Below are 21,611 nucleotides of genomic sequence, written 5' to 3' on the forward strand. Positions count from 1 at the left end.
TCCCGCCTGCTGAGCACCAATCAGGAAAGGCCTTCGATTTGACCCAGGGTGTTGAGGTGCATGTTTTCCGCAGCAGGCTGGCGGGGAAGACCCGGCATGGTGACAATGTCACCACAGATCCCCACGACGAACCCCGCACCCGCAGACAGGCGCACGTCACGAAGCTTGAGAACATGGTCTACGGGCGCGCCAATCAGTTTGGCATCGCTTGAAAAACTGTAGGGCGTCTTTGCCATACAGACAGGGAAATGGCCGAAGCCTGCCTTTTCCCAACGTTCCAGCTGGTTGCGTACCGAAGGGGTCGTCTCGACATGGCTGGCACGATAGATGCGCCGGGCCACGGTTTCGATCTTGTCAAAGAGAGGCATTTCCGGCGGATAGAGCGGTTCGAAATCTGCCGGTGCGTTTCGCGCAAGATTGGCAACTGTGTGCGCAAGGTGTTCGGCGCCATGCCCCCCTTCAGCCCAGTGCGTGCAGACGGAGACAGGTACGTCCTGTTGGGCACAGTAGGCTTCAATTGCGGCGATTTCACCGGATGTGTCCGAGGTAAACCGGTTGATTGCCACGACGACCGGGACGTTGAACTGTTTCATGTTCTCGATATGGCGGCCAAGATTGGCAAGGCCCTTTTCGAGCGAGTCATAACTAACGGTGCCGGCGTCTTCCTTGGCGATGCCGCCATGCATCTTCAGCGCGCGAACGGTCGCGACTAGCACCGCAGCGCTGGGCGCGAGGCCAGCCTGGCGGCATTTGATATTGAAGAACTTCTCCGCGCCGAGATCTGCTCCGAAGCCAGCTTCTGTTACGACGAAATCTGCCATCTTGAGTGCGGCTTGCGTGGCGAGCACAGAGCTGCAGCCATGCGCAATATTGGCAAACGGGCCGCCATGAATGAGTGCTGGGTTGCCCTCCAAGGTCTGGACCAGATTGGGCAGCATGGCGTCCTTCAGAAGGACCATCATGGCACCGACCGCATTCATGTCTTTCGCCGTGACAGGCACGCGCCCCCGGCGATAGCCGATCACCATGCGCTCCAGCCGGGCTTGCAAGTCGTGGGCATCCTTTGCCAGGCAGAGGATTGCCATGATTTCGGATGCGACAGTGATGTCGAAGCCGGTTTCCATCGGTGTGCCATTCGGGCTGCCGCCGAGGCCCGTTACGACACTGCGCAGATTGCGGTCATTCATGTCCATGATGCGGCGCCATGTGATCCGTGTGGGATCGATACCGCTGTCCCCGCCCCAATGGACGTGATTGTCGATCATGGCAGCAAGCAAGTTGTGGGCGGAGGTGATCGCGTGGAAGTCACCCGTGAAGTGGAGGTTGATGTCCTCCATCGGCACCACTTGCGCCTGGCCGCCGCCTGTGGCTCCGCCCTTCATCCCGAAACAGGGGCCGAGCGAAGGTTCACGGAGGCAGAGCAAGGTACGCTCGCCGATCCGGTTCATTGCGTCTGTCAGTCCGACACTGGTTGTGGTCTTGCCTTCGCCAGCAGGTGTCGGGTTGATCGCGGTGACCAGGATCAGCTTGCCATTGGGCTTTGATTTTATCGCCGTCAGGTGACCGGTTGCGATCTTCGCCTTGTCATGGCCATAGGGTATAATGTTTTCTGGATCGATCTCGAGCGCTTCGGCCAATTCGTGAATAGGGCGCTTCTTGGCGCTTCTGGCGATCTCGATATCTGTCGGCATGATTCCCCCGGCGGTTATGAACCTCTCTCCCGGTGTAGACAGGCGCGTCAAAACCCGCAATCAGGCAGGGCAGCAATGAGGAATTCAAGATGAGCACGCTTATTCGTCCATCCGGACGCGCTTTTGACCAGCTTCGCGACGTGACGCTGGAGACTAATGTCACGCGCTATGCTGAAGGCTCATGCCTCGCCAAGTTCGGCAACACGCATGTCCTGTGCACCGCCAGTTGGGAAAAGAACGTCCCGCCTTGGATGAAAGGGCAGGGCAAGGGCTGGGTCACCGCTGAGTATGGCATGTTGCCGCGCGCAACACATACACGCGGTCGGCGGGAAGCAGCCTCCGGCAAACAATCCGGTCGCACGCAGGAAATTCAGCGCCTGATTGGTCGCTCCCTGCGTTCAGTGTGTGACTTGAAGGCGCTGGGCGAGAACCAGATCACCATAGATTGTGACGTGTTGCAGGCCGATGGCGGCACGCGCACGGCTTCGATCACCGGCGGATTTGTTGCCTTGGCCATGGCCTGTCGCTACCTGCGCGCCGAAGGCGTGATTTCTGCGGATCCAATCACAAAGCAGGCGGCCGCCATTTCTGTGGGCATCTACCAGGACCACCCGGTTCTGGATGTCGACTATCCGGAAGATTCACGCGGTGAAGCCGACATGAATGTCGTGATGAGTTCCGATGGTGGTTTTATCGAGGTGCAAGGCACCGGCGAAGAGCGCCCAATGACCCGTCCTGAGCTCGATGAAATGCTGAGACTCGCGGAAAAAGGCTGTATGGAACTGTTCGACGCGCAGAAGGCCGCGCTGGGCTAAATGCCGGGGCCGTTGCCCAGTTCGAACATGCCGAGTTGAAAGCTGCGGGCTATGCGATTGGCGCGTTCCATGAAGTAGTCCACCGTTTCCGGATTGTCCGACAGGTCTTCCAGCGTCAATCTGAACAGGGCGAGCCAGATATTGAAATGGGCGGGCGTGATGCCCGTCAATTTCATATGGGCCGGGAAAGGCTTGCCGGAATAGCGACCCGTGTTCATGGACACCGACGACCAGAAATCCTTCAACTTGGCGAGGTGGGATGGCCACTGGTCTCTGATCTCTTGCTCGAAAACCGGGCCCAGAAGGGGGTGGGCGCGGACGCGGGCATAGAACCGCTCGACAAGATCGGAAATGAACGCCTCGTCGATGCCGAGGCGCGTGGCGTTTTCCTGAATCTCGCGGCGACGATCATCAGCAGATCGGACTCTCATTGTCATGCAGCCGCACATGGGCGCCGAACTGTCCGGCGTCCATACGTAATTGCCGAAAACATGTGTCGGTGGACTAATTGCCGGAAGCCGGCTTCCCATTTTGCCAGGTCACATCACGCCCAAACAGCGGCACGGTCGACAGGCTCATCTTGGCAGAGCCGTCGACGATCTTGCGGCTGTAGGAGACGTACATCAGGCTGTCGGAATCGGCATCGTAAATCCGGCGGACGGCAAGTTGCTTGAAGACCAGGCTCTGGTTTTGGTCGAACACTTCCTCGCCGGACTTGTCCAGATCAATCCGACCGATGCGGATCGGGCCCGACTGAAGGCATGATATCGAGGAATTGGAAGGGTTTTCAAACCAGTTGCCCTTGCCAAGCCTGTCCCAGACGCCACGATCAAAATAAGAGAGATGGCAGACGATGCCTTGAATATCGGGGTCCTGTAACTGCTTGATCTTGATCTCGTTGCCGAGCCAGTCATTCTTGAATTCGCCGACTTCCTTGTCACCGCCACACGCAGCAAGGGGCAGGATCAGGGCGAGCATCGCGCAGGCAATCTTGTGGGTCATGCTGTAGCTACGCCGAAAGGCCTTCGACGTTCCTTGTCTGAGTCAGTAAGGATTTCGCTTGCTGGATAGCATGTCGCCCAATGCGCGGACAGTCGCTGCCCCAATCTGCATTGGCGTCGGCTTGCGGCGGTGCGCATGGCGGACGAGATGGCCGCAATTGGAGCCGAACAGATCATAGTCACGGCCGAGCTGGCGACGGGCGCGGCTTTCCACGAGGTGGCCATCCTGCGAGCTGTAGCGACGGTGCAGGCGAATCTCACGACCGGTCGAAAACTGATCGGGGCTTTGTTCGACGACACCATCATGCAGGCGGGAATTGCTGATGATTGTCCCGCGGGAGGTCACTACGCCATAATGCGACAGGACCACTCCAAACCGGACCGAAACGACATCGCCTGGTTCGAACGGCAGGAGGCGGAGACGCGTCACCTATTCGGCCGCGACTTGTTCATGGTCCGCCGAATCCTCGTCGTCGAAGACAAGCAAATCACCTGGCTGGCAGTCCAGTTCCCGGCACAAGGCTTCAAGTGTGGAGAACCGCACTGCTTTGGCCTTGCCGGTTTTCAGGATCGAAAGATTGGCCAGCGTTACGCCAACGCGTTCTGATAGCTCCGTCAGAGACATGCGGCGATCTAGAAGCACTCGGTCGAGGGTTACGCGTATGGACATATCCTGTGCTCCTAAATCGTCATTTTTTCTTCGTCGCGAAGGCGGGTGCCCTCACGGAAGACTTGGGACAGGATGAAGAGCGCCGCAACCGATGCCCATGCGATAAGGTCGAAAGACAATTGTATTTTTGCCCCTTCGGCTGTCAGTCCGATCACCAATGCGATCGCGTACCGCATCAGTTGTGTCACGGCGATGGCAATGGCGATTCGTGTGAGCCGACCAGCATTATCCGGTACGAACGGGTCACCTGCAGACAGGGTTGCGAGGATCTTGCGCAATTCAAGACAGACAAAGACGACCGCAGCGACCACCACGACGGCGCCGAGCAGGCCGGCGCTGAGTTCGTGCACGCTGATATCATGGTCGTCGATCTTGATGCCGCCAATATTGATTGGATTGCCTGACAGCATGGAGATCAATTCTATCCCGGCTGCGAGAATAACGATTGCGCCGATGAGGGCAGTCATCCACATGACAATCGTCACCAGCACGGTCATGATGGCGGCCATGGAGTTTCCCGCGTTTGTACTCATGCGTATCTTTTCACCTTCCGGCGTTGTTGACATGGAGCCGCTCGACTTTATCGCTAAAGACGCAAGGCTTACCGAATAACGATATATACTTTAATGACAAAAGCAAGAATAGGGCCAATACAGAATGGGTGAAATTAGCATGATTCGAAGGCTCTCGCCCGGACGGCTGGTCGCGGCGACCCATAATAAGGGCAAAGTATCCGAGCTGACGGATCTGTTCGCGCCTCTGGGCTTTGAGGTCGTCTCGGCGATTGAGCTCGACTTGCCCGAACCGGAAGAAACCGAAGCGACGTTTGCCGGCAATGCAATCCTCAAGGCGCGGGCGGCGGCCGAGGCTACGGGTGCTCCGGCGCTGTCCGACGATTCTGGCCTGTCTGTTACAGCTTTGGGCGGCGCGCCGGGCATTTACTCAGCCCGATGGGCGGGCGAACCGCGCGACTTTGGCAAGGCGATGGAGAAAGTTCAGCGCGAACTCGATGATATTGGCGCCACCGACCGTTCGGCGAAATTTGTCTGCGCGCTGGCCATTGTCTGGCCAGACGGTCATGCGGAGGTGTTTGAGGGCGAAGTCCATGGGGAGCTGACCTGGCCGCCACGTGGGGACAAGGGCTTCGGATACGATCCTGTTTTTGTCGCAGAAGGGGAATCGATCACGTTTGGCGAAATGGAGCCCGCTTTGAAACACGCGATGAGCCACCGCGCACGGGCCGTCGAGAAGCTCAAAGCGGCGCTGCTATCGTGACGACGGAATCCGCTCAGTTCGGTCCACAATATGGATTCGGTGTCTACATCCACTGGCCGTACTGTGCAAAGATCTGCCCTTACTGCGACTTCAATGTGTACGCAGCCAAGGACCGCGACCCGGAACCCTTGTTGAAGGCAATCCGGAAAGATATCGAGATCCATCGTCCGCGCATGCCAGAGCATGGGGCGGCGGACAGTCTTTATCTTGGGGGAGGGACGCCATCCTTGCTGGCCCCCGACGCCATTGCCGGGCTGGTCACTGCTGCCGGTGACAGTTTCGGCCTGAAACATGATGCTGAAATTACAATTGAAGCCAATCCGAATGACATCATGCGCATGGACCTTGAGGGGCTGAAGGTGGCAGGTATCAACCGGCTTTCCATCGGCATACAATCTCTTCGGGATCATGCATTGGCTTTTTTGGGCCGTGATCACGATAGCGACGTCGCGCGCGCAGCCTTGAAGCGGGCCATGAAGATATTCCCGAATGTCTCAATCGACCTGATCTATGCCCGACCCGGCCAGTCAGAGGATGAGTGGCAGGCGGAGCTTGCAGATGTTCTGGAGTATGGTGCGCCCCATATATCCCTGTACGAACTGACGATCGAGGAGCGTACGGCCTTCGGCAAGGCGGCGGCTCGCGGCCAGATGACTCCGATGGACGACGATGACCAGGCCGATTTGTACGAGCTGACGCAAGATGTGCTTTCTGCAGCCGGCTTGCCTGCTTACGAGATCTCCAATCATGCCATGTCGGAAGAATACCGGTCTCGTCACAACAACATCTACTGGAATGGCGGTGACTGGATCGGTGTGGGTCCTGGTGCGCATGGTCGGCTCAGCGTAGGTGGAAACCGTTATGCCTCAGAGGCTGAGCGTCAGCCGGCGGCCTATATCGCAAACGTGCAAGCTCTTGCGTCGGGATGGTCTGAGGCGTCCAAGCTGTACCCGCTAGACAATGCAAGAGAGTTGCTGGCCATGGGATTGCGACCATCATCCGGGATCGACCGGACGAGGATCGAAAGCATTTCAGGCCGGACGCTCTCGCAGGCCAAGATAGATGTGTTCGTCGAAGAAGGCTGGATGGTGCAAGACGGACCAAGGCTCGCCCTTACCGCGCGCGGACGGCTTCTCGCAGATGCCCTGACTGCTGAACTGTCTCCCTGATCAAGGCGCAGGTGGGAAGCGTCCCATGCGTTCCTCCCAATGGCGGCGGCAAAGCGACAAGTAGGTCGCCTTGGCGATGCTGACCTGTTCGCCTTCGGTAAGGGCTTTTCCATCCGGACCAAGCCGCACAACCATCGTGGCCTTCCGGCCGCACTCGCAGATTGTGCGGATCTCCCGCAGCGAGTCGGCAATCGCCAGCAGCGCGGCCGAACCTTCGAACAGTTCTCCCTGGAAATCGGTTCGCAGGCCATAGGCCAGCACCGGTACATTCAGATGGTCCGCGACACGCGCGAGCTGCCAAGCTTGCGTCTTGGTCAGGAATTGCGCCTCATCGACGAATATCGCGCTCATCTTGTGACCGGCCATCGCATCGCCGATAAGCGCATACAGGTCCGTGTCCGCCGTATAGAGAACCGCGTCGGCGCCGATGCCAATCCGGGATGAAATGTGCCCTTCCTCATCATCCTTGTAGAGCGCGGATGTGAGGAGAAGAACCTCCATACCGCGTTCGCGGTAGTTGTAGGCCGCCTGCAACAGGATCGTCGACTTGCCGGCATTCATTGCGGCATAGGAGAAATAGAGCTTGGCCATGAAGCCTAATCCAGATGCTTCGCAACGCCTTCCCGGCGCGGATCGGCGCCGCCTTCGAGGCCATCCTCCCTCACAATGATGACATGAAGGCCGGAATTTTCGCCTTCACGTTCTTCCACATCATATCCCATTTCACGTAAGGCTTCGGCGGCTTCCATGCCACCTGGAACATCGATTTCCACGCCAACAGTATCACCGCGCGCGATAATGTTCGGCAGTTCGATGGCTTCCTGAGCTGTCTTGCCCCACTCAAGAACCCCAACAAGCGTTTTCGAGACATAGGCCACGATGGAATTGCCGCCCGGTGATCCGGTGACCATGAACAGGTCACCATCGGGATCGAAGACGATTGTTGGAGACATCGAACTGCGAGGCCGTTTCAATGGGCCGGGTGCGTTCGCGACGGGCTTGGTGCCCTTTGTCGGCTCGCGGGAGAAATCTGTCAGCTCATTGTTCAGCATGAAGCCGTGAACCATGAGGGACGAGCCGAAAGCCGCTTCGACGGTGGCGGTCATGGAGACGGCGTTGCCATCTGCATCCACAATGGAGATGTGCGTGGTGCCGGGCGCGTGCTCGGTGGCGTCTTCTCCCCAGAGCGGGCGGATTGGGTCTCGTCCAAGCGCAATGCCGGGATCACCCGGGAAGGAGGCCGCATCCGGTGCGAAGGCTTCTTTGGCGCGGACGCGCAGATAGGCCGGATTGATCAGGTCTTTCGATGGTACCGGGACGAAATCAGCATCGGCCAGATAATGATCGCGGTCCGCATAGGCGAGGCGTTGGGCGTCGACAAAGGCTTTGAGGTAGCCTTCTTCGGTCATGCTCGTCTCGTCGGTTGGCTCCAGCAAATCATAGAGTCCCATGATCATGTTCTGCGTCACGCCGCCGGAAGAAGGGGGTGGTGCCGAGCAGATGCGATAGTGATCTGCCCGATCACCGCAAAGGGCTGGCCTGACTTTGACGGAATAGGTCGAGAGATCTTCGAGGCTCATATCGCCCGGAACAGCATCCCCGTTGACCGCGTCCACGATGGCTTGTGCAATGTCGCCTTCGTAGAAAGCGGCTGGCCCGGAATCCGCGATGGCAGACAATGTCGCGGCATAGTCCGGATTGGTACGGATGAAGCCGACGGGCAGCGGCTCTCCACCCGGATAGAAATACTCGGATGAGGCAGACAGATCGTCGAGCCGTACTGCGCCGCGCAGGCGCGGATTGACCAACAGACCGGCAAGGCGTGGTGAGACTTCGAACCCATCTTCAGCCAGTTTGATGGCTGGTTGGAACAAGGCGTCCCATTCGAGTTTGCCAGCCGCTTCGTGAGAAGTCTTGTAGAGCGCAATCTGGCCGGGCACGCCAACGGCCTTGCCGGACTGCCAGGCTTCAAGGAACCCAAGCGGCTTGCCATCCTTCATGAAATGGTCCGGCGTCGTGGATGCGGGGGCAACTTCGCGTCCATCAAAAACGGTTATCTCGTCCTTGGCACGATCATAGTAGACCATGAAGGCACCACCGCCGATGCCGGAGCTTTGAGGTTCGACCAATCCAAGCACTGAGTGCACGGCGATGGCCGCATCAATCGCCGATCCGCCCTGACGCAACATTTCGAGACCCGCCTCGACCGCGCGAGGGTCCGCTGCGGCGACCATGGCGCCTTTCGTCCAGGCGTTCGTGGCTGGGGCTTCAGCCGCTGTGACACCTTCTTCTACGGACTGGGCGGCAGCCTCAGCAGCGCGGCTCGCTTCTTCGGTCGCGTTGAACGGTCTATCGTCGCCCGGCGCACAGGCGGAGAGTCCAATACAGGCGAGGAGAATCGGCAAACGGCTCATAAAGTGCCCCTTCAGCTTGGCGTGTGTTGCAGCAGACCTTATGAAACATGCCTCACAAGGGAAAGACAGGGCCGCAGCTTATGGCAAAACCAGGCGCAAGAAATACCATTACGGACGTGCCGGGCATAAAGGTTGGGCAGGCTGAGGATGCCAGTGTCCGTTCAGGTGTCAGCGTGATCGTGCCGGATGCACCTGCGATCGCGGCGGTGGCAGTGTCCGGCGGAGGCCCCGGCACGCGCGAAACCGACCTTCTATCGGCGGGCATGCTGGTCGATGGCATCGACGCGGTCTGTCTCTCCGGCGGCAGCGCATTCGGTCTCGCAGCGGCAGACGGCGTGGCGTCAGGACTGAAGCAGGAGGGGCGCGGTTTCGCGCTCGTGCCGTTAATGAGCGTGCCGCGAACGCCGATTGTGCCAGCGGCGATCCTCTATGATCTTTCCAATGGTGGCGACAAGGACTGGGGCGAAGTTTCTCCTTATGCGGCCCTCGGCCTGGCGGCGTATCGATCGCGTGGCACGGAGCTGGCGCTTGGTCAGGCCGGGGCGGCCTATGGTGCGCGGGCGGGAGCGTTTGCAGGCGGGACCGGTTCTGCCAGTATCGTAACGCATGACGGTATAACCGTTGGCGCGCTGGCCGGGGTAAACTGTTTCGGATCAGTCTTCATGCCCGGCACAGAAGCGTTCTGGTCGTGGCCCTTCGAGATTGATGGGGAATTCGGGGGCCAGCGTCCACCCGGAGATTATGTCGCCGATGCAGAGGATTGGGGCGCCGCGAAGTCCAATCCGGCGCTCGGCCAGAACACGACCATCGCTTGCATCGCCACGGATGTGATTCTGACAGCGAGTGAAGCGAAGCGGGTGGCGCAGATGGCGCTGTCCGGCTTCTCTCGAGCCATCCGGCCAGTCTTTGCGCCGTTTGATGGAGATGCCTTGTTCGTAATGTCGTCAGGCCAGATTGCCTCGCAGGAGAAGCGTGCCATACTCATTGCGAGGATCGGAGAATTGGCCGCCTCCACACTCGCCCGGGCCATTGCACGGGGGGTGCATGAAGCCAATCGCTGATGAGGGACAGGCGTATGCAGCGCGGGTGGAAGATCGGAATTGGAGCAGGATTGCTGGCGCTGGCCACGGCCTGTGTTGTGGGTGGTCAGGAAGCAGATCCTGCGGATTGGCCCGGCATGGCGTCGCTGCAGGCCTTGCAAGGACGGTCCGTATTCCACGAATGCGGCGCAACCATGATCTCTCCGGAATGGGCGATAACGGCGGGACATTGCGTTGAAGGAATTCGCGTTGAGAGCAACGGGCGTGCAGTCCAGTATTTTCCGGATGCAACCGGTCGCACGATGGAGCGGTTTGGGCCAGTCGGGCTGGCCATAGGTCGCGGCTCGTTGATGGATGTGCCATCGAGCGCACTGTTTCCGGTCTCCAGGATCGTTGTTCATCCGGACTATGATTCCGGCAATCCCGAGCGCGGACATGATCTGGCCCTGTTACGTATCGAAGGCCGCTGGGAAGGTGAAGTAGCGTCGCTTGATGGATTGACGGCGACAGCCATTGATATGACAGGGTCATATGCCGACACACTCGTGGCAGGATATGGCAAGGTTGGCGAAACCGCTCGCAGCGAAGCTGGAACCAGTCGGACGGGTCGCCATGTCACCGCGCCGAGCCTGATTTTGCAGGAGGGCTATGTGCCCTTGGTCGATGCGCAGACCTGCCAGAAGCAAACCGCCGCACGCATTTCTGAGTATGGATTGCAGGACGAGCTGACTGGTGTGGCGGTGGATCCCCAGACGCAGATCTGCGCGGGCGCAGGAGGCGTGGATTCGTGTCAGGGCGATAGCGGCGGACCACTCATGCTGCGCAGTTATGAGCATGGCCCGGTCCAGATAGGCGTGGTCAGCTGGGGACTGGGGTGTGCCCGGCCGGACAGTCCGGGAATCTATATGCGGGTCAGCGCATATTCGGGTTGGATCAGCGCTGTAACAGGGATTGCACCTGCCGGGGATGCCGCCACTGCAGAGGAATGACAGTTGCGTGGCAAACAGGCTTGCATCCCCCGATTCCTCACTGTATGTGTCCGCCTTCCAAACGGCAGGCACCCGTAGCTCAGCTGGATAGAGCACCAGACTACGAATCTGGGGGTCGGGCGTTCGAATCGCTCCGGGTGTGCCATTTTCCTTCCTTGAACATTTGAAACGAGCCCCTTTCGGTTTTTCCGGGGGATTGGGTTGACCCTGTTCGCGCGCGTGTTGAACACTGTTGCGACAAGCAACTAAGTGTGGGGACTCTTATGCGTTCGTTTTGTGTCGCGGCTGGAATGGCCGTGCTCGCCACTGCCTTGCCGACGGCGAGTGCGCAGGACATTCCAATGGCCGGATGGACGGTCGAGGTTTCCCCCAACAGTATCTATCTGACACGACCGGACCTGCCGGGAATCAATGTTGGCATCGTCAGCGATGTGCGGCCAAACCTGACGCATGAGGAAAAGTTTGAGTATGTGAAGGGCTTTTTCGCCGGGCGGGCCGATTGCCCATCCTTGGCGAATGCCGAGACAAAAACCTCGTTCGCAGGTTTCTCCGCGCGCAGCGGGGGACCGGTCGCCAGATGCACCCTTCTCTCGATGGGGCACTGGGAAGCGGGGGGATTGCAAAGCGCGCTGATTCTTGATGAGGCCGTCAAGGAGGACAAGATACTGGGTGGCGTGCCGTCCGGGCCATCGGCGATGAGTATTTCCGTGCTGTCCAATAAAATCATGCAGGAGGTCATAGAGTACCTGATGGGCCGCGCTCAGGTTTCCGAAGCCGGCATGACGGGCGACCAGGTGCGGGCCGCCATGAGCGCTCAGGGGCTGGGAAAGCGTGTATCGCCGGATCGCAAGCCGGTTGGCATGGTGCGCATGATCGACAGCGGCGGCTTCGACGCGGTCAGCTTTGCGGGCAAGGACGAAACCCAGACTTTGGTGCTCTTCCCGAAGCGATCGCAGGATTTTGCTGCAAGCGCGATCACCTGCATGAACTGGGATGCGGCGCTATTTGATCCTTATGAGGTCGAGTCACCGTGGAAGGTCATGCTCGGATGCGAGCGGTACTTCTGGCGCGGATCTGCGGATGATTTGGACATGAAGAGTCTTTCAAGAAGCTCGGACTGGACGGGCGCTTCCTTCGAGCGTGGGCGTTTCACTTACCGAAAGGCCGAAACCTATCGGAAGTTTGCAAAAGGGGAGTTGTTGGACCTGCGGATCGGTATTGGCCGGGCGCGCTTCGATGAGGTTTTAACCGGGAACCTTCCCCTGTCCGAGCTTCAGCCGCGGGACATCCTTTTCCTGCCGGATGGACGGTTCATGGCCGGGCATGTGCGCGCGTCATCTCTTCCCGGTGGCGGCACAGAAGGGCCCGTTGCGGGGCAATACTATTTCGATGGCCATGTCGTGACTCTGCTGCTGGACACAGGCGAGGTGGTTTACGGCCATGCTGGCTGGTTTCCGGGTGAAGGGGCAACGGGGCAGGACCACAGGGCCGTCGTGAATATCAATGGCTGGGTGTATACAAGTTATTGCCGAGACGTCTGGAAGAACTGTTGAGTGCAGGGCGGGCTGTTAGAACCCCGCCGCGTCGCTCTGGTTCATGCTGCGATATTCGTCCCGCATGCCAATATAGAGGCTGAGACAACAGGTCAGCAGGATCAGCGTAAAGGGCAGGGCCGCCGTGATTGTGCCCGCCTGCAGTGACTGCAGCGCATCCGTGCCGCCGCCATAGAGCAGGGCCGATGCTGTCAGGCCGATCAAGCAGGCCCAGAATACGCGTTGGCGCCGGGGAGAATCTGTCTTGCCGCCGCTGGTGATCGTGTCGACGACCAGTGCGCCGGAGTCTGCCGAGGTCACGATGAAGACGACCAGCAGCAGGATGGCTGCGGCTGACGTGATGGCCGAGAAGGGCAGGTCTGCCAGCATCTGGAACAGGACGAGAGACGCGCTGCCCATGCCCTCGCCGAGTTCGCCTTCGCCGGTCTTGAATTGGGCGATCGCAGTTTTGCCGAACGCGGTAAACCAGATGATGCCAATTGTGACGGGTGCAAACAGAACGACCGCAAAATATTCGCGCACTGTCCGCCCCTTCGAAATGCGGGCGATGAACATGCCGACAANNATCCACCAGGCCCAATAGAATATGGTCCAGTCATGAAACCAGGCGATGTCCGGCCGCCGTATCCAGTTGGTGAGGGCGGGCGTGTCGGTCATATAGGCGAGCAAATTCTGGCCCATACCGGTAAAGATCAGGATGGTTGGTCCGGCAATGATCACGAAGACGAGCAGGGCAAAGGCGATGCCCATATTGATATTGCTGAGCAGTTTGACGCCGCCATCAAGACCGCGAAGAACGGACAGGACTGCAAGCCCTGTCATCACGACAATAAGCAGGATCTGGATGCCGACATTGGGCTCAAAGCCGAGCAAGTAAGCTAGCCCACTGGTCGCCTGCGTTGCGCCGATGCCGATGGTCGTTGCGAGGCCGAACACAGTCGAGACAACCGCAAACAGGTCGATGATATGCCCCGGCCAGCCCCAGACCCGCTCACCGAGCAAAGGATAGAAAGCCGAACGGATGCTGAGAGGCAGGCCCTTATTGTGCGCAAAGAATCCGAGTGCGAGCCCGACAATGGCATAGATCGCCCAGGGCGCGAGCCCCCAATGGAAGATCGTGGCGCTATACGCGAGCCGTTCCGCTTCGGCTGAAAGCGGTTCGGCATTCAACGGCATGCCATACCAGTCAGTATAATAAGCAAGCGGTTCGGCTGCGCCGTAGAACATGAATCCGACACCCACGCCGGCCGCGAACAGCATCGCCACCCAGGACATGATACTGAAGTCCGGCGTCGCGGTCGGTCCGCCCAACCGGATTTTTCCTAGTGGACTGATGGTGAGTGCGATGCAGAAGCCGAATACGAGCACGGCGGTGAGTGCGAAGAGCCAGTCAGCGCTTTGCAGCGTCCAGGTTCGGGCCGCTGTCAGATACTCCGCCGAAACTGTCGGAAAGAGCAGCGTGAGGCCGGAGAAGACGATGATCAGTCCGGCGCTCAGGAAGAAAACAGGATTGTGAATATTCAGCCCGGCGACCTCGATATTGTCCTGCCCGATCTCGTAATCGGTTTCGTAGACAAAAAGGGCTTCTTCGTCCTCGGGAATCAGGTCTGACGGCGTGTCGGGGGCTTGTGTGTCCATGCCGGGCTTGTGCCGCAAATACGTCGATTATCAAAGCATTGTTCTGAGGAAACTGTCCGCGCCATCGTGAAGAGTGAGGGTTTGATGCAACAGTTTGCATAAGATTCCCGTAGTTACCCGACGAATAGCTGGGCGAAACCTTTCTATCATCGAAATAAAAATGTACTTCGGAACCATCGAGCAGCCATGTGTACCGAGCCGCGCCGCTTATTCTGGCGCGCCATGGCTGGAGACGACCCAAAGGGAACACACATGAATAGACTCAAGTACGGGGCCTCGCTGATTGCGATGGCTGGACTGGTCGCGCCGGTTGCATTGGCGCAGGACGCTCCAGCGGAACCAGCGAGCGCGAAACGGCTTCAAACAGTGACCATCACGGCGACCAAGCGTTCGGAAAGCGCACAGGACGTGCCCGTCGCAGTTACGGCGCTCGGCGAGCAGCAGCTCAGAGAGCTCGGCGTCAAGAATTTCTCGGACTATCTTGTCCAGCTGCCTGGCGTCACGGCAGGTGGTTCCGGCCCCGGTCAGAATACAATCTATATTCGTGGTCTCGCATCCACCACGCCAAACCTGACGGTTGCAGGCGTCGCCGGTCTCGCCCCCAATGTCAGCTTTTATCTCGACGAGCAGCCGCTGGCCCAGCCGGGCCGGAATTTGGACGTCTATGCAGCCGATATCGAGCGCGTAGAGGTCTTGTCCGGACCTCAGGGCACACTGTTCGGCTCAAGCTCGCAGGCCGGTACGGTCCGCATGATTACCAACAAGCCGTCCTTCAGTGGCTTTGATGCCGGGTTCAATGCGTCCACCTCGTTCACCGATGGCGGTGAGATGAGCAACAGTGTCGAGGCCATGATCAATGTGCCCGTCAATGACAAGCTGGCGCTGCGTGGGGTCGTCTATAGTGACACTCAAGGTGGCTATATCGACAATGTCGGCGGCACATTGTCTGTACGCGACTCCGCCCGGTTCCGTACCGAAGGCACTGTGCGTGGCAATGGCGTGCCCGTGAGTGCCCAGCGCGAAGGCTTCCAGGCAGGCGCTGATCTGTCTGGTGTCAATTTCGTTGACGCAAACAACAGCAACATTGTCGAGAATGACATCAATGATGTCACCTATCAGGGCTTTCGCTTGAGCGGCATGTACCAGATCAATGAAGATTGGGACCTGCTGATCACGCATGCTCAGCAGCAGATCGAGTCCGACGGTGTGTTCGCCGCAGATCCCGAACTGGATGACTATGATATTGTCCGTTTCACACCGGAGAATATCGAAGACAAGTTCCACAACACTTCATGGACGCTGGAAGGCCGCATCGGCGCGCTTGAGGCGCTCTATACCGGTGCGTATACGGACCGCGCGACAGACCAGACGGTCGATTATTCCGACTATCTCTTTGTCGGCCAGTACCTGCCTTACTATATCTGTGACTACTCGGTCACCTATCCAGCGGGTGCGCCGACGGGCAACTGCTACGCGCCGAACCTGTTCGTGAACTCACACAGTGAGACGAAAGTGCAGACGCATGAGTTGCGCTTCAATACGCCGAGCGAGAATCGCTGGCGCGCCACCTTCGGCGCCTTCTACAGCGATCTGGAACTGGCTGAGCGTAACGACTTCGTCTATCCGGGCTCAACGCAGGTGGCCTATACAGACGGATCGATCGGCTTTGCCCCGAACTATCCGCTGACGCAAACGGACGTAACAGGCGAAATCGGCAGTGCGTCCCCCGGTTACTACAGCGTTGCCGGTCCGTTCCCGGAAGGCGTTATCTTCCGAAACGATATTCTGCGCACCGATCAGCAGATGGGCCTCTTCGGCGAGACCACCTTCGACATCTCTGACCAGTTCGCCATCACGGCTGGCGCACGATACTATGACGTCGAAGTCGACCTTGAAGGAAGTGCCAACTCGTCCTTCTTCAACCTGTTCGCAGATACCGACCAGCAAGTGTTCGGTACGAACATTTCGTTCCTGTATGGTCCGAACGGCCCGGCAGGGACGCCGGACAAGGCGTCAACCGACGGTATGATCTACAAGCTGACGGGCGAGTGGACGCCGTCGGACGACGTGATGTTCTACGCCACATACTCGGAAGGCTTCCGTGCCGGCTTGTTGAACCGTCCGGGCGGTGCTTCCGGCCCAGGCGGCTACACCGTGCCATATGCTGTCGATACGGACGAAGTGAAGAATTACGAGCTCGGCTGGAAAACCGAACTGTTCGACAATTCGCTGCGTTTCAACGGGTCAGCCTTCTTCGTCGACATTGAAGGTCTGCAGACCACAATCTTCGATCCTTCGATCGTGAACCTGTTCTTCTCCGACAACGCAGCCAATGCCGAGATCCAGGGCCTTGAAGGCGACTTCACCTGGGCGCCGGCCTCGGTTGACGGCCTGACCATTGCAGGTGCGTTCTCGCTTCTCGACACCGAGATCACCGAAGTGCTCGTGCCGACAGATGACGTTGTAGAAGGTTCCGACCTTGCCTTCGCGCCAGCCTACCAGGGCAATCTGCGTGTTCGGTATGAGTGGGATCTCGAGCAGGAAGTGGCTGGCCAGCGCCTCACCGCGCATGTCATGCCGCAGATCGTGTTCTCCGACGACTCCGTCAGTGATGTCATCGAAATCAACAAGATGGACCTTGATGGCTATGTCACCCTGGGCGGCTCGATGGGCGTCGCGGGCGACAATTGGGGCGCGGAGATCTTCGCCTCGAACCTGACCAACGAGTATGCCGAGCTTAGTGGCAGCTTCGTTTATGACCGCGAACGCATCACGCCAATGCGCCCGCGCACAATCGGTATTCGCGTTTCCTACGACTACTAGGACATACGCCTACTTGATACTGAAGCAGCGCCCTGACAGGTTCAGGGCGCTGCTTTTATTTGACGGGAACTTCAGGCACCAAGATGACCGCTATCGCTGATCCGGACCTCGCCCTGCGGGACGCGCAGAAAGCCATACAGTCTGGCGATTTTGCAACCGCCCGACAAATCACCGATACGCTTCTTGCTGGCGAGCCGACTCACAAGGAAGCGCTCTACATGGCCGCCGTCTGTGCGCGCTATGAAGGCCGCAGCGCGGACGCGCTCGCGCATCTGGACGCGTTGAAGTCGGTCTCACCGGATTTCGGCCGCGCTTATCAGGAAGAGGGGCATCTCAAGCGCAAGCTCGGAGATTTGTCCGGAGCCGTCGGCGCTTTTGAGCGCGCGACCCGCTACAATCCTGCCTTGATGGCAAGCTGGTCTGCGCTAGCAGACCTGTACCATCAGGCGGGCAATACGGACGCGGCGACCAACGCCCGCGCGCAGGCAGACCGTGTACGCGCGCTTCCGCGTGAGCTGCAAGCGGTGACAAATCATATTCATGAGGGCCGCGTCTTTCGGGCCGAGGAAATCGCCAGAGCGTTTCTCCAGAAGCACCCGACCCATGTCGAAGGCATGCGCCTGCTGGCGGATATCGGGTCCCGCCTCGGTGTTCAGGAGGATGCAGAATTTCTGCTTGAAAGCGCGGTCGATCTTGATCCGGACAATGTGCAGTTGCGGCTCGACTATATTCAGGTGTTGCGCAAGCGGCAGAAATTTGCAGCAGCGCTGGAGCAGGCTGGAGTTCTGATGGCGCGTGATCCGGACAATCCGCTATTCCAGTCGCATTTCGCCATCGAGAGTATGCAGGCGGGTGATTATGAAACCGCGCTGGACCATTTTGAACGGGTGCTACAGAAAATCCCCGGTGATCCTGCTACGCTGGTCTCGCGGGGTCATGCGCTCAAAACCTATGGTCGAACCGAAGAGGCAATCAGTTCATACAAGGCGGCAACAGATGTTGCGCCGGGGCAGGGGGATGCCTGGTACGGTCTCGCAAATCTCAAGACCTACACATTCGGCGATGATGAACTCGCCCGTATGCAAGCCCAGTTTGCTGCACTCGATATTGACCATATGTCCCGCGTCCACATCGCGTTTGCGCTTGGCAAGGCCCATGAGGATCGCGGCGATCATGACGCCGCATTCCTAGCCTATGCGCAGGGCAACGCGCTGAAGCACCAGACGGTTCGCTATACGACCGACCAGATGCATGCGGAATTCGACGCGCAAAAAGCAATCTGTACGGCTGACCTGTTTGAAGCTCAGGCCGGTAAGGGCTGCCCCGCGCCAGACCCGATCTTCATTCTTGGCCTGCCGCGGGCGGGCTCGACCTTGATCGAACAGATTCTCGCGTCGCACCCAGACGTGGACGGAACGCTTGAGCTTCCCAATATCCTGTCACTTGCTCATCGCCTGCGGGGGCGTAAGCAACTGACAGACCGTGAGCGCTACCCGCGTATCCTGCATGAACTTCCCGCCGATGAGCTGTCTGCGCTCGGTGAGGAATATATTGAGACGACACGCATCCATCGTCAGGGAGCGGCTTTCTTCACTGACAAGATGCCGAACAATTTCCGGCATATCGGCCTGATTCATCTGATCCTGCCCAATGCCAAGATCATCGATGCGCGGCGCGACCCGATGGATTGTTGTTGGTCGGGCTTCAAGCAACTCTTCGCGGAAGGTCAGGAGTTCACCTACAGCCTCGATGATATTGGAAACTACTATCGCGGCTATGTCGATCTGATGGCGCATTGGGACAGTGTTCTCCCGGAAGGGCGAGTCCTGCGCGTTCAGCACGAGGATGTCCTGGAAGACCTGGAAGGCCAGGTGCGGCGGATTCTCGATTATTGTGGTTTGCCGTTTGATCAGGCCTGTGTGAATTTTCACAAGACTGACCGGGCCGTGCGCACGGCCAGCTCCGAGCAGGTTCGTCGTCCGATCAACAAAAGCGGGGTTGAGCAGTGGCGCCCTTATGAGGCACACCTTGATCCACTGAAAGCCGCGCTGGGACCCGACCTCGCGCCCCAATAGGAGTCGTCAGGTGAGCACACGGTCCGATGATGCCTTGATCGCGCTGCGTAAAATACAGCGCATGACAGAACTGGCGTCCAAGCGGCTGGCTCAGACGGCGGGCCTTACTCCGTCACAAATGACGGTCTTGCGCATGCTCGATGAGCAGGGGGAGATCTCCGCAGGCCGGGTGGCAGAGGCCACACAGCTGAAACATGCCACCATCACCAGCCTTGTCGACAAGCTGGAGGCACGGGGCTTGATCGCACGGCGCCGGTGTGACACCGACCGTCGGCGTGTTTGGCTGAACCTACTGCCTGCGGGTAAAGAGGCTCTGTCGGTTGCGCCCGACCCGCTGCACGAAACATTCGCTGCCGGATTCGACAAACTCCCTGACTGGCAACAATCCATGCTGGTAGCGGCTCTTGAGCGCGCGGCTGGCCTGCTTGATGCCGAAGAGCTCGACGCTGCGCCCTTTTTGGACGTCGGAGAACTGGGATAAGCGTCACACGCAAGTTTGCGATTGCAAATCATTTTCATCAATGCTAGGTCGCGCTCTTACCCGCGCCGGACAGATGACGTGAATGAGGGCACCCTATGATTGCGACGAATCGGATCGTACTTTCCATTTCCGTACTGGCAGGCGTATTGCTTGCTGCGTGTACGACGCTGCCGGCGCGGTCTGATATTTCCAATGTGATATCGCATCCTGCGGCGACCGATTTGAGGGATCCTCAGTTCCAGGCAGATCGTGAAGCTATCCTGGCGATGGCGGGAAACTACAAGGTGAAGTTCGACTTCAACGAAACCGTCGCCTTCGACGATGACTATTTTCTGAAGCCTCGCAAAGTGTCTGGTGGGGATGAAGTGGTCCTCGTTGTCGAGGATCGCGAAAACTTCATCAGCCTACAGCATATTCTGGTCGTAGGCGGCGAGCACAAGATGGCGATCAAGCACTGGCGTCAGGACTGGCAGTATGAGCCTGAGCGTGTGCTGATATTCATTGGCGGAAATGCCTGGGAGTGGCGTGACGTTCCAGCATCCGAGCGAGCCGGTACTTGGTCTCAGACGGTCTACCAAGTCGATGATGCGCCGCGATACGGGGCTGTTGCGACATGGTCGCATGAGAATGGGATTGCCACCTGGCAGCCGCCACATGAATGGCGCCCGCTACCGCGGCGCGATATGACCACACGCGATGATTACCACGCCATCCATGCGATGAACCGGCACGTCGTTACGTCTTGGGGCTGGGTGCATGAGCAGGACAATGGAAAGCTCGTCCTGAGCGGTAGTCAGCCACACATGCTGGCGCGTGAGACTGGCCTGAACACATATCGCCGAGACAGCGACTTCGAGACCGAGATTGCAACAGATTACTGGAGCGGTACCGCAGACTTCTGGGCTGGCGTTCGCGGCGAATGGGACAGGATTGCCAATCAGAACGAAGCATTTGCCGTCACAATCAAGGGCGAGACCGAAGCGCTCTACATGCCTCTGCTGACCCTCGCCGGTGAAGTGGCAGACGGCAGCAAGGGAAACGAAGAGGCGGTGCTGGAGGCCAGACAGTTGATCGAAAATTTCACGACCAGCGACATTGGCGCATTGGCTGACCGATTGCGTCCCACTGACATGGATATAGCCGAAACAGACTGAGCTCGGCTATGGTTGGAATGCCCCTATCAGATTTTCTTCTGATTGACTCGTTCGGACAGTTTGGCGGGGCTTTCCTTGCGTTCTGAATAGCGGTCAACAAGATGGTCTGCACGGTCCCGGGTCAGGAGCGTGAACTTCACGAGTTCTTCCATCACATCGACAATTCGGTCGTAATATGGCGAGGGGGTCATGCGGCCGCGTTCGTCGAATTCCAGGAATGCTTTGGCGACAGACGATTGGTTTGGAATGGTGATGAGCCGCATCCAGCGTCCCAGAATGCGTAGCTGATTGACGGCGTTGAAACTCTGCGACCCGCCACAGACCTGCATGACGGCCAGTGTCTTTCCCTGGGTAGGGCGGACACCGCCGAGAGAGAGGGGAATCCAGTCGATCTGGGTTTTCATGACTCCCGACATTGCACCGTGCCGCTCCGGTGAACACCAGACCATTCCTTCCGACCATACGACGAGATCTCGCAATTCCTGTACTTTTGGGTGGGAGTCCTCCGCCCCATCGGCGAGCGGGAGACCATCGGGATCGAACATGCGAGTCTCGCAGCCGAGCTTTTCCAGAATGCGAGCGGCTTCCTCATTTGCCAGGCGGGAATAGCTCCGCTCCCGTAAAGAACCATGCAGAAGCAGGATATGTGGCTTGTGTGTGCTGAGCGCAGGAGTCAGGAGGGCGTCTGGGTCGGTCTCGCGAAAACTGTCTTCGTGAAGGGCAGGAAGGTCATTCGTGGAGGTCATCTGTGTGTTGGTCTTTCTCGGGCAGATCAGTTGATTGCATGCAGTCATGCAAACCTGTTCGCGTTCAGAAGTGAGGC

20 protein-coding genes and 1 tRNA gene are annotated in these 21,611 nt (G+C 58.6%); 11 read left to right on the forward strand and 10 right to left on the reverse strand.

Annotation, left to right across the window (positions count from 1 at the left end; all coding sequences use genetic code 11):
* Nucleotides 1-20 precede the first annotated feature (20 nt).
* Nucleotides 21-1,691 (reverse strand): formate--tetrahydrofolate ligase, encoded by a 1,671-nt coding sequence (locus tag B2P82_RS05885; RefSeq protein WP_290495754.1) that lies wholly within the window; start codon nt 1,689-1,691, stop codon nt 21-23.
* 89 nt (nt 1,692-1,780) lie between these two features.
* Here B2P82_RS05885 and rph point away from each other — a divergent pair, with 89 nt between their 5' ends.
* The gene (gene rph, locus B2P82_RS05890) at nt 1,781-2,506 is read left to right on the forward strand and encodes a ribonuclease PH (RefSeq protein ID WP_256434947.1); all 726 of its coding nucleotides are present in this window, start codon (nt 1,781-1,783) and stop codon (nt 2,504-2,506) included.
* Here rph and B2P82_RS05895 read toward each other — a convergent pair.
* The 5 genes from B2P82_RS05895 to B2P82_RS05915 form a co-directional block, all read right to left on the reverse strand.
* Complete coding sequence (locus B2P82_RS05895; protein WP_034816928.1) at nt 2,503-2,943, reverse strand: group III truncated hemoglobin; 441 nt, start codon at nt 2,941-2,943, stop codon at nt 2,503-2,505. The genes rph and B2P82_RS05895 overlap by 4 nt on opposite strands.
* Nucleotides 2,944-3,010: 67 nt before the next feature.
* Nucleotides 3,011-3,508 (reverse strand): CreA family protein, encoded by a 498-nt coding sequence (locus tag B2P82_RS05900; protein WP_206992001.1) that lies wholly within the window; start codon nt 3,506-3,508, stop codon nt 3,011-3,013.
* Nucleotides 3,509-3,550: 42 nt separating this feature from the next.
* Complete coding sequence (locus B2P82_RS05905) at nt 3,551-3,937, reverse strand: hypothetical protein (protein ID WP_290495756.1); 387 nt, start codon at nt 3,935-3,937, stop codon at nt 3,551-3,553.
* Nucleotides 3,938-4,177: a helix-turn-helix domain-containing protein gene (locus B2P82_RS05910; RefSeq protein ID WP_027839066.1), complete on the reverse strand. Its 240-nt coding sequence runs from the start codon at nt 4,175-4,177 to the stop codon at nt 3,938-3,940. It lies immediately after the preceding gene.
* An 11-nt stretch (nt 4,178-4,188) separates the two neighbouring features.
* Nucleotides 4,189-4,710, reverse strand: coding sequence for a DUF2975 domain-containing protein (locus B2P82_RS05915; RefSeq protein WP_242517450.1), 522 nt, complete (start codon nt 4,708-4,710; stop codon nt 4,189-4,191).
* Between the two features lie 133 nt (nt 4,711-4,843).
* Between B2P82_RS05915 and rdgB the strand changes: the two genes are divergently transcribed.
* Together rdgB and hemW are read left to right on the forward strand one after the other, a co-directional pair.
* The gene (gene rdgB, locus B2P82_RS05920; RefSeq protein ID WP_349679731.1) at nt 4,844-5,452 is read left to right on the forward strand and encodes an RdgB/HAM1 family non-canonical purine NTP pyrophosphatase; all 609 of its coding nucleotides are present in this window, start codon (nt 4,844-4,846) and stop codon (nt 5,450-5,452) included.
* On the forward strand, nt 5,449-6,621 hold the full coding sequence (gene hemW / locus B2P82_RS05925) for a radical SAM family heme chaperone HemW (protein ID WP_290495760.1): 1,173 nt from the start codon (nt 5,449-5,451) through the stop codon (nt 6,619-6,621). Before rdgB ends, hemW begins: the two co-directional genes overlap by 4 nt.
* Here the strand turns inward: hemW and B2P82_RS05930 are convergent, their stop codons facing one another.
* Both B2P82_RS05930 and ggt read right to left on the reverse strand, forming a co-directional pair.
* Nucleotides 6,622-7,212, reverse strand: coding sequence for a thymidine kinase (locus tag B2P82_RS05930; RefSeq protein ID WP_206992005.1), 591 nt, complete (start codon nt 7,210-7,212; stop codon nt 6,622-6,624).
* Between the two features lie 5 nt (nt 7,213-7,217).
* A complete protein-coding gene (gene ggt, locus B2P82_RS05935; protein ID WP_290495762.1) occupies nt 7,218-9,035 on the reverse strand; it encodes a gamma-glutamyltransferase in 1,818 nt (605 codons plus the stop codon).
* 80 nt (nt 9,036-9,115) lie between these two features.
* Here ggt and B2P82_RS05940 point away from each other — a divergent pair, with 80 nt between their 5' ends.
* From B2P82_RS05940 to B2P82_RS05955, 4 genes are all read left to right on the forward strand, one after another.
* Entirely contained in the window at nt 9,116-10,096 is a 981-nt protein-coding gene (locus B2P82_RS05940; protein ID WP_290495763.1) for a P1 family peptidase, read from the forward strand.
* Nucleotides 10,096-11,064: a serine protease gene (locus B2P82_RS05945; RefSeq protein WP_084333497.1), complete on the forward strand. Its 969-nt coding sequence runs from the start codon at nt 10,096-10,098 to the stop codon at nt 11,062-11,064. Before B2P82_RS05940 ends, B2P82_RS05945 begins: the two co-directional genes overlap by 1 nt.
* A gap of 68 nt (nt 11,065-11,132) precedes the next feature.
* Nucleotides 11,133-11,209, forward strand: a tRNA-Arg gene (locus B2P82_RS05950).
* Nucleotides 11,210-11,327: 118 nt separating this feature from the next.
* On the forward strand, nt 11,328-12,617 hold the full coding sequence (locus B2P82_RS05955; RefSeq protein ID WP_290495764.1) for a hypothetical protein: 1,290 nt from the start codon (nt 11,328-11,330) through the stop codon (nt 12,615-12,617).
* Nucleotides 12,618-12,632: 15 nt separating this feature from the next.
* Here the strand turns inward: B2P82_RS05955 and B2P82_RS05960 are convergent, their stop codons facing one another.
* Complete coding sequence (locus B2P82_RS05960) at nt 12,633-14,255, reverse strand: BCCT family transporter (RefSeq protein WP_290495766.1); 1,623 nt, start codon at nt 14,253-14,255, stop codon at nt 12,633-12,635.
* A 252-nt stretch (nt 14,256-14,507) separates the two neighbouring features.
* Here B2P82_RS05960 and B2P82_RS05965 point away from each other — a divergent pair, with 252 nt between their 5' ends.
* The 4 genes from B2P82_RS05965 to B2P82_RS05980 all read left to right on the forward strand — a co-directional run bounded on the left by B2P82_RS05965 (nt 14,508) and on the right by B2P82_RS05980 (nt 20,788).
* Complete coding sequence (locus tag B2P82_RS05965) at nt 14,508-17,078, forward strand: TonB-dependent receptor (RefSeq protein ID WP_290495767.1); 2,571 nt, start codon at nt 14,508-14,510, stop codon at nt 17,076-17,078.
* A gap of 83 nt (nt 17,079-17,161) precedes the next feature.
* A complete protein-coding gene (locus B2P82_RS05970) occupies nt 17,162-19,153 on the forward strand; it encodes a tetratricopeptide repeat-containing sulfotransferase family protein (RefSeq protein WP_290495768.1) in 1,992 nt (663 codons plus the stop codon).
* Nucleotides 19,154-19,163: 10 nt separating this feature from the next.
* Complete coding sequence (locus tag B2P82_RS05975; RefSeq protein ID WP_206992013.1) at nt 19,164-19,634, forward strand: MarR family winged helix-turn-helix transcriptional regulator; 471 nt, start codon at nt 19,164-19,166, stop codon at nt 19,632-19,634.
* 95 nt (nt 19,635-19,729) lie between these two features.
* Nucleotides 19,730-20,788, forward strand: coding sequence for a DUF6607 family protein (locus tag B2P82_RS05980; RefSeq protein WP_290495773.1), 1,059 nt, complete (start codon nt 19,730-19,732; stop codon nt 20,786-20,788).
* 26 nt (nt 20,789-20,814) lie between these two features.
* Here B2P82_RS05980 and arsH read toward each other — a convergent pair whose 3' ends face one another.
* The gene (gene arsH / locus B2P82_RS05985) at nt 20,815-21,534 is read right to left on the reverse strand and encodes an arsenical resistance protein ArsH (protein ID WP_290495775.1); all 720 of its coding nucleotides are present in this window, start codon (nt 21,532-21,534) and stop codon (nt 20,815-20,817) included.
* Nucleotides 21,535-21,611 lie beyond the last annotated feature (77 nt).

This window comes from Hyphomonas sp. UBA4494, assembly GCF_002388935.1.
GTDB lineage: Bacteria > Pseudomonadota > Alphaproteobacteria > Caulobacterales > Hyphomonadaceae > Hyphomonas.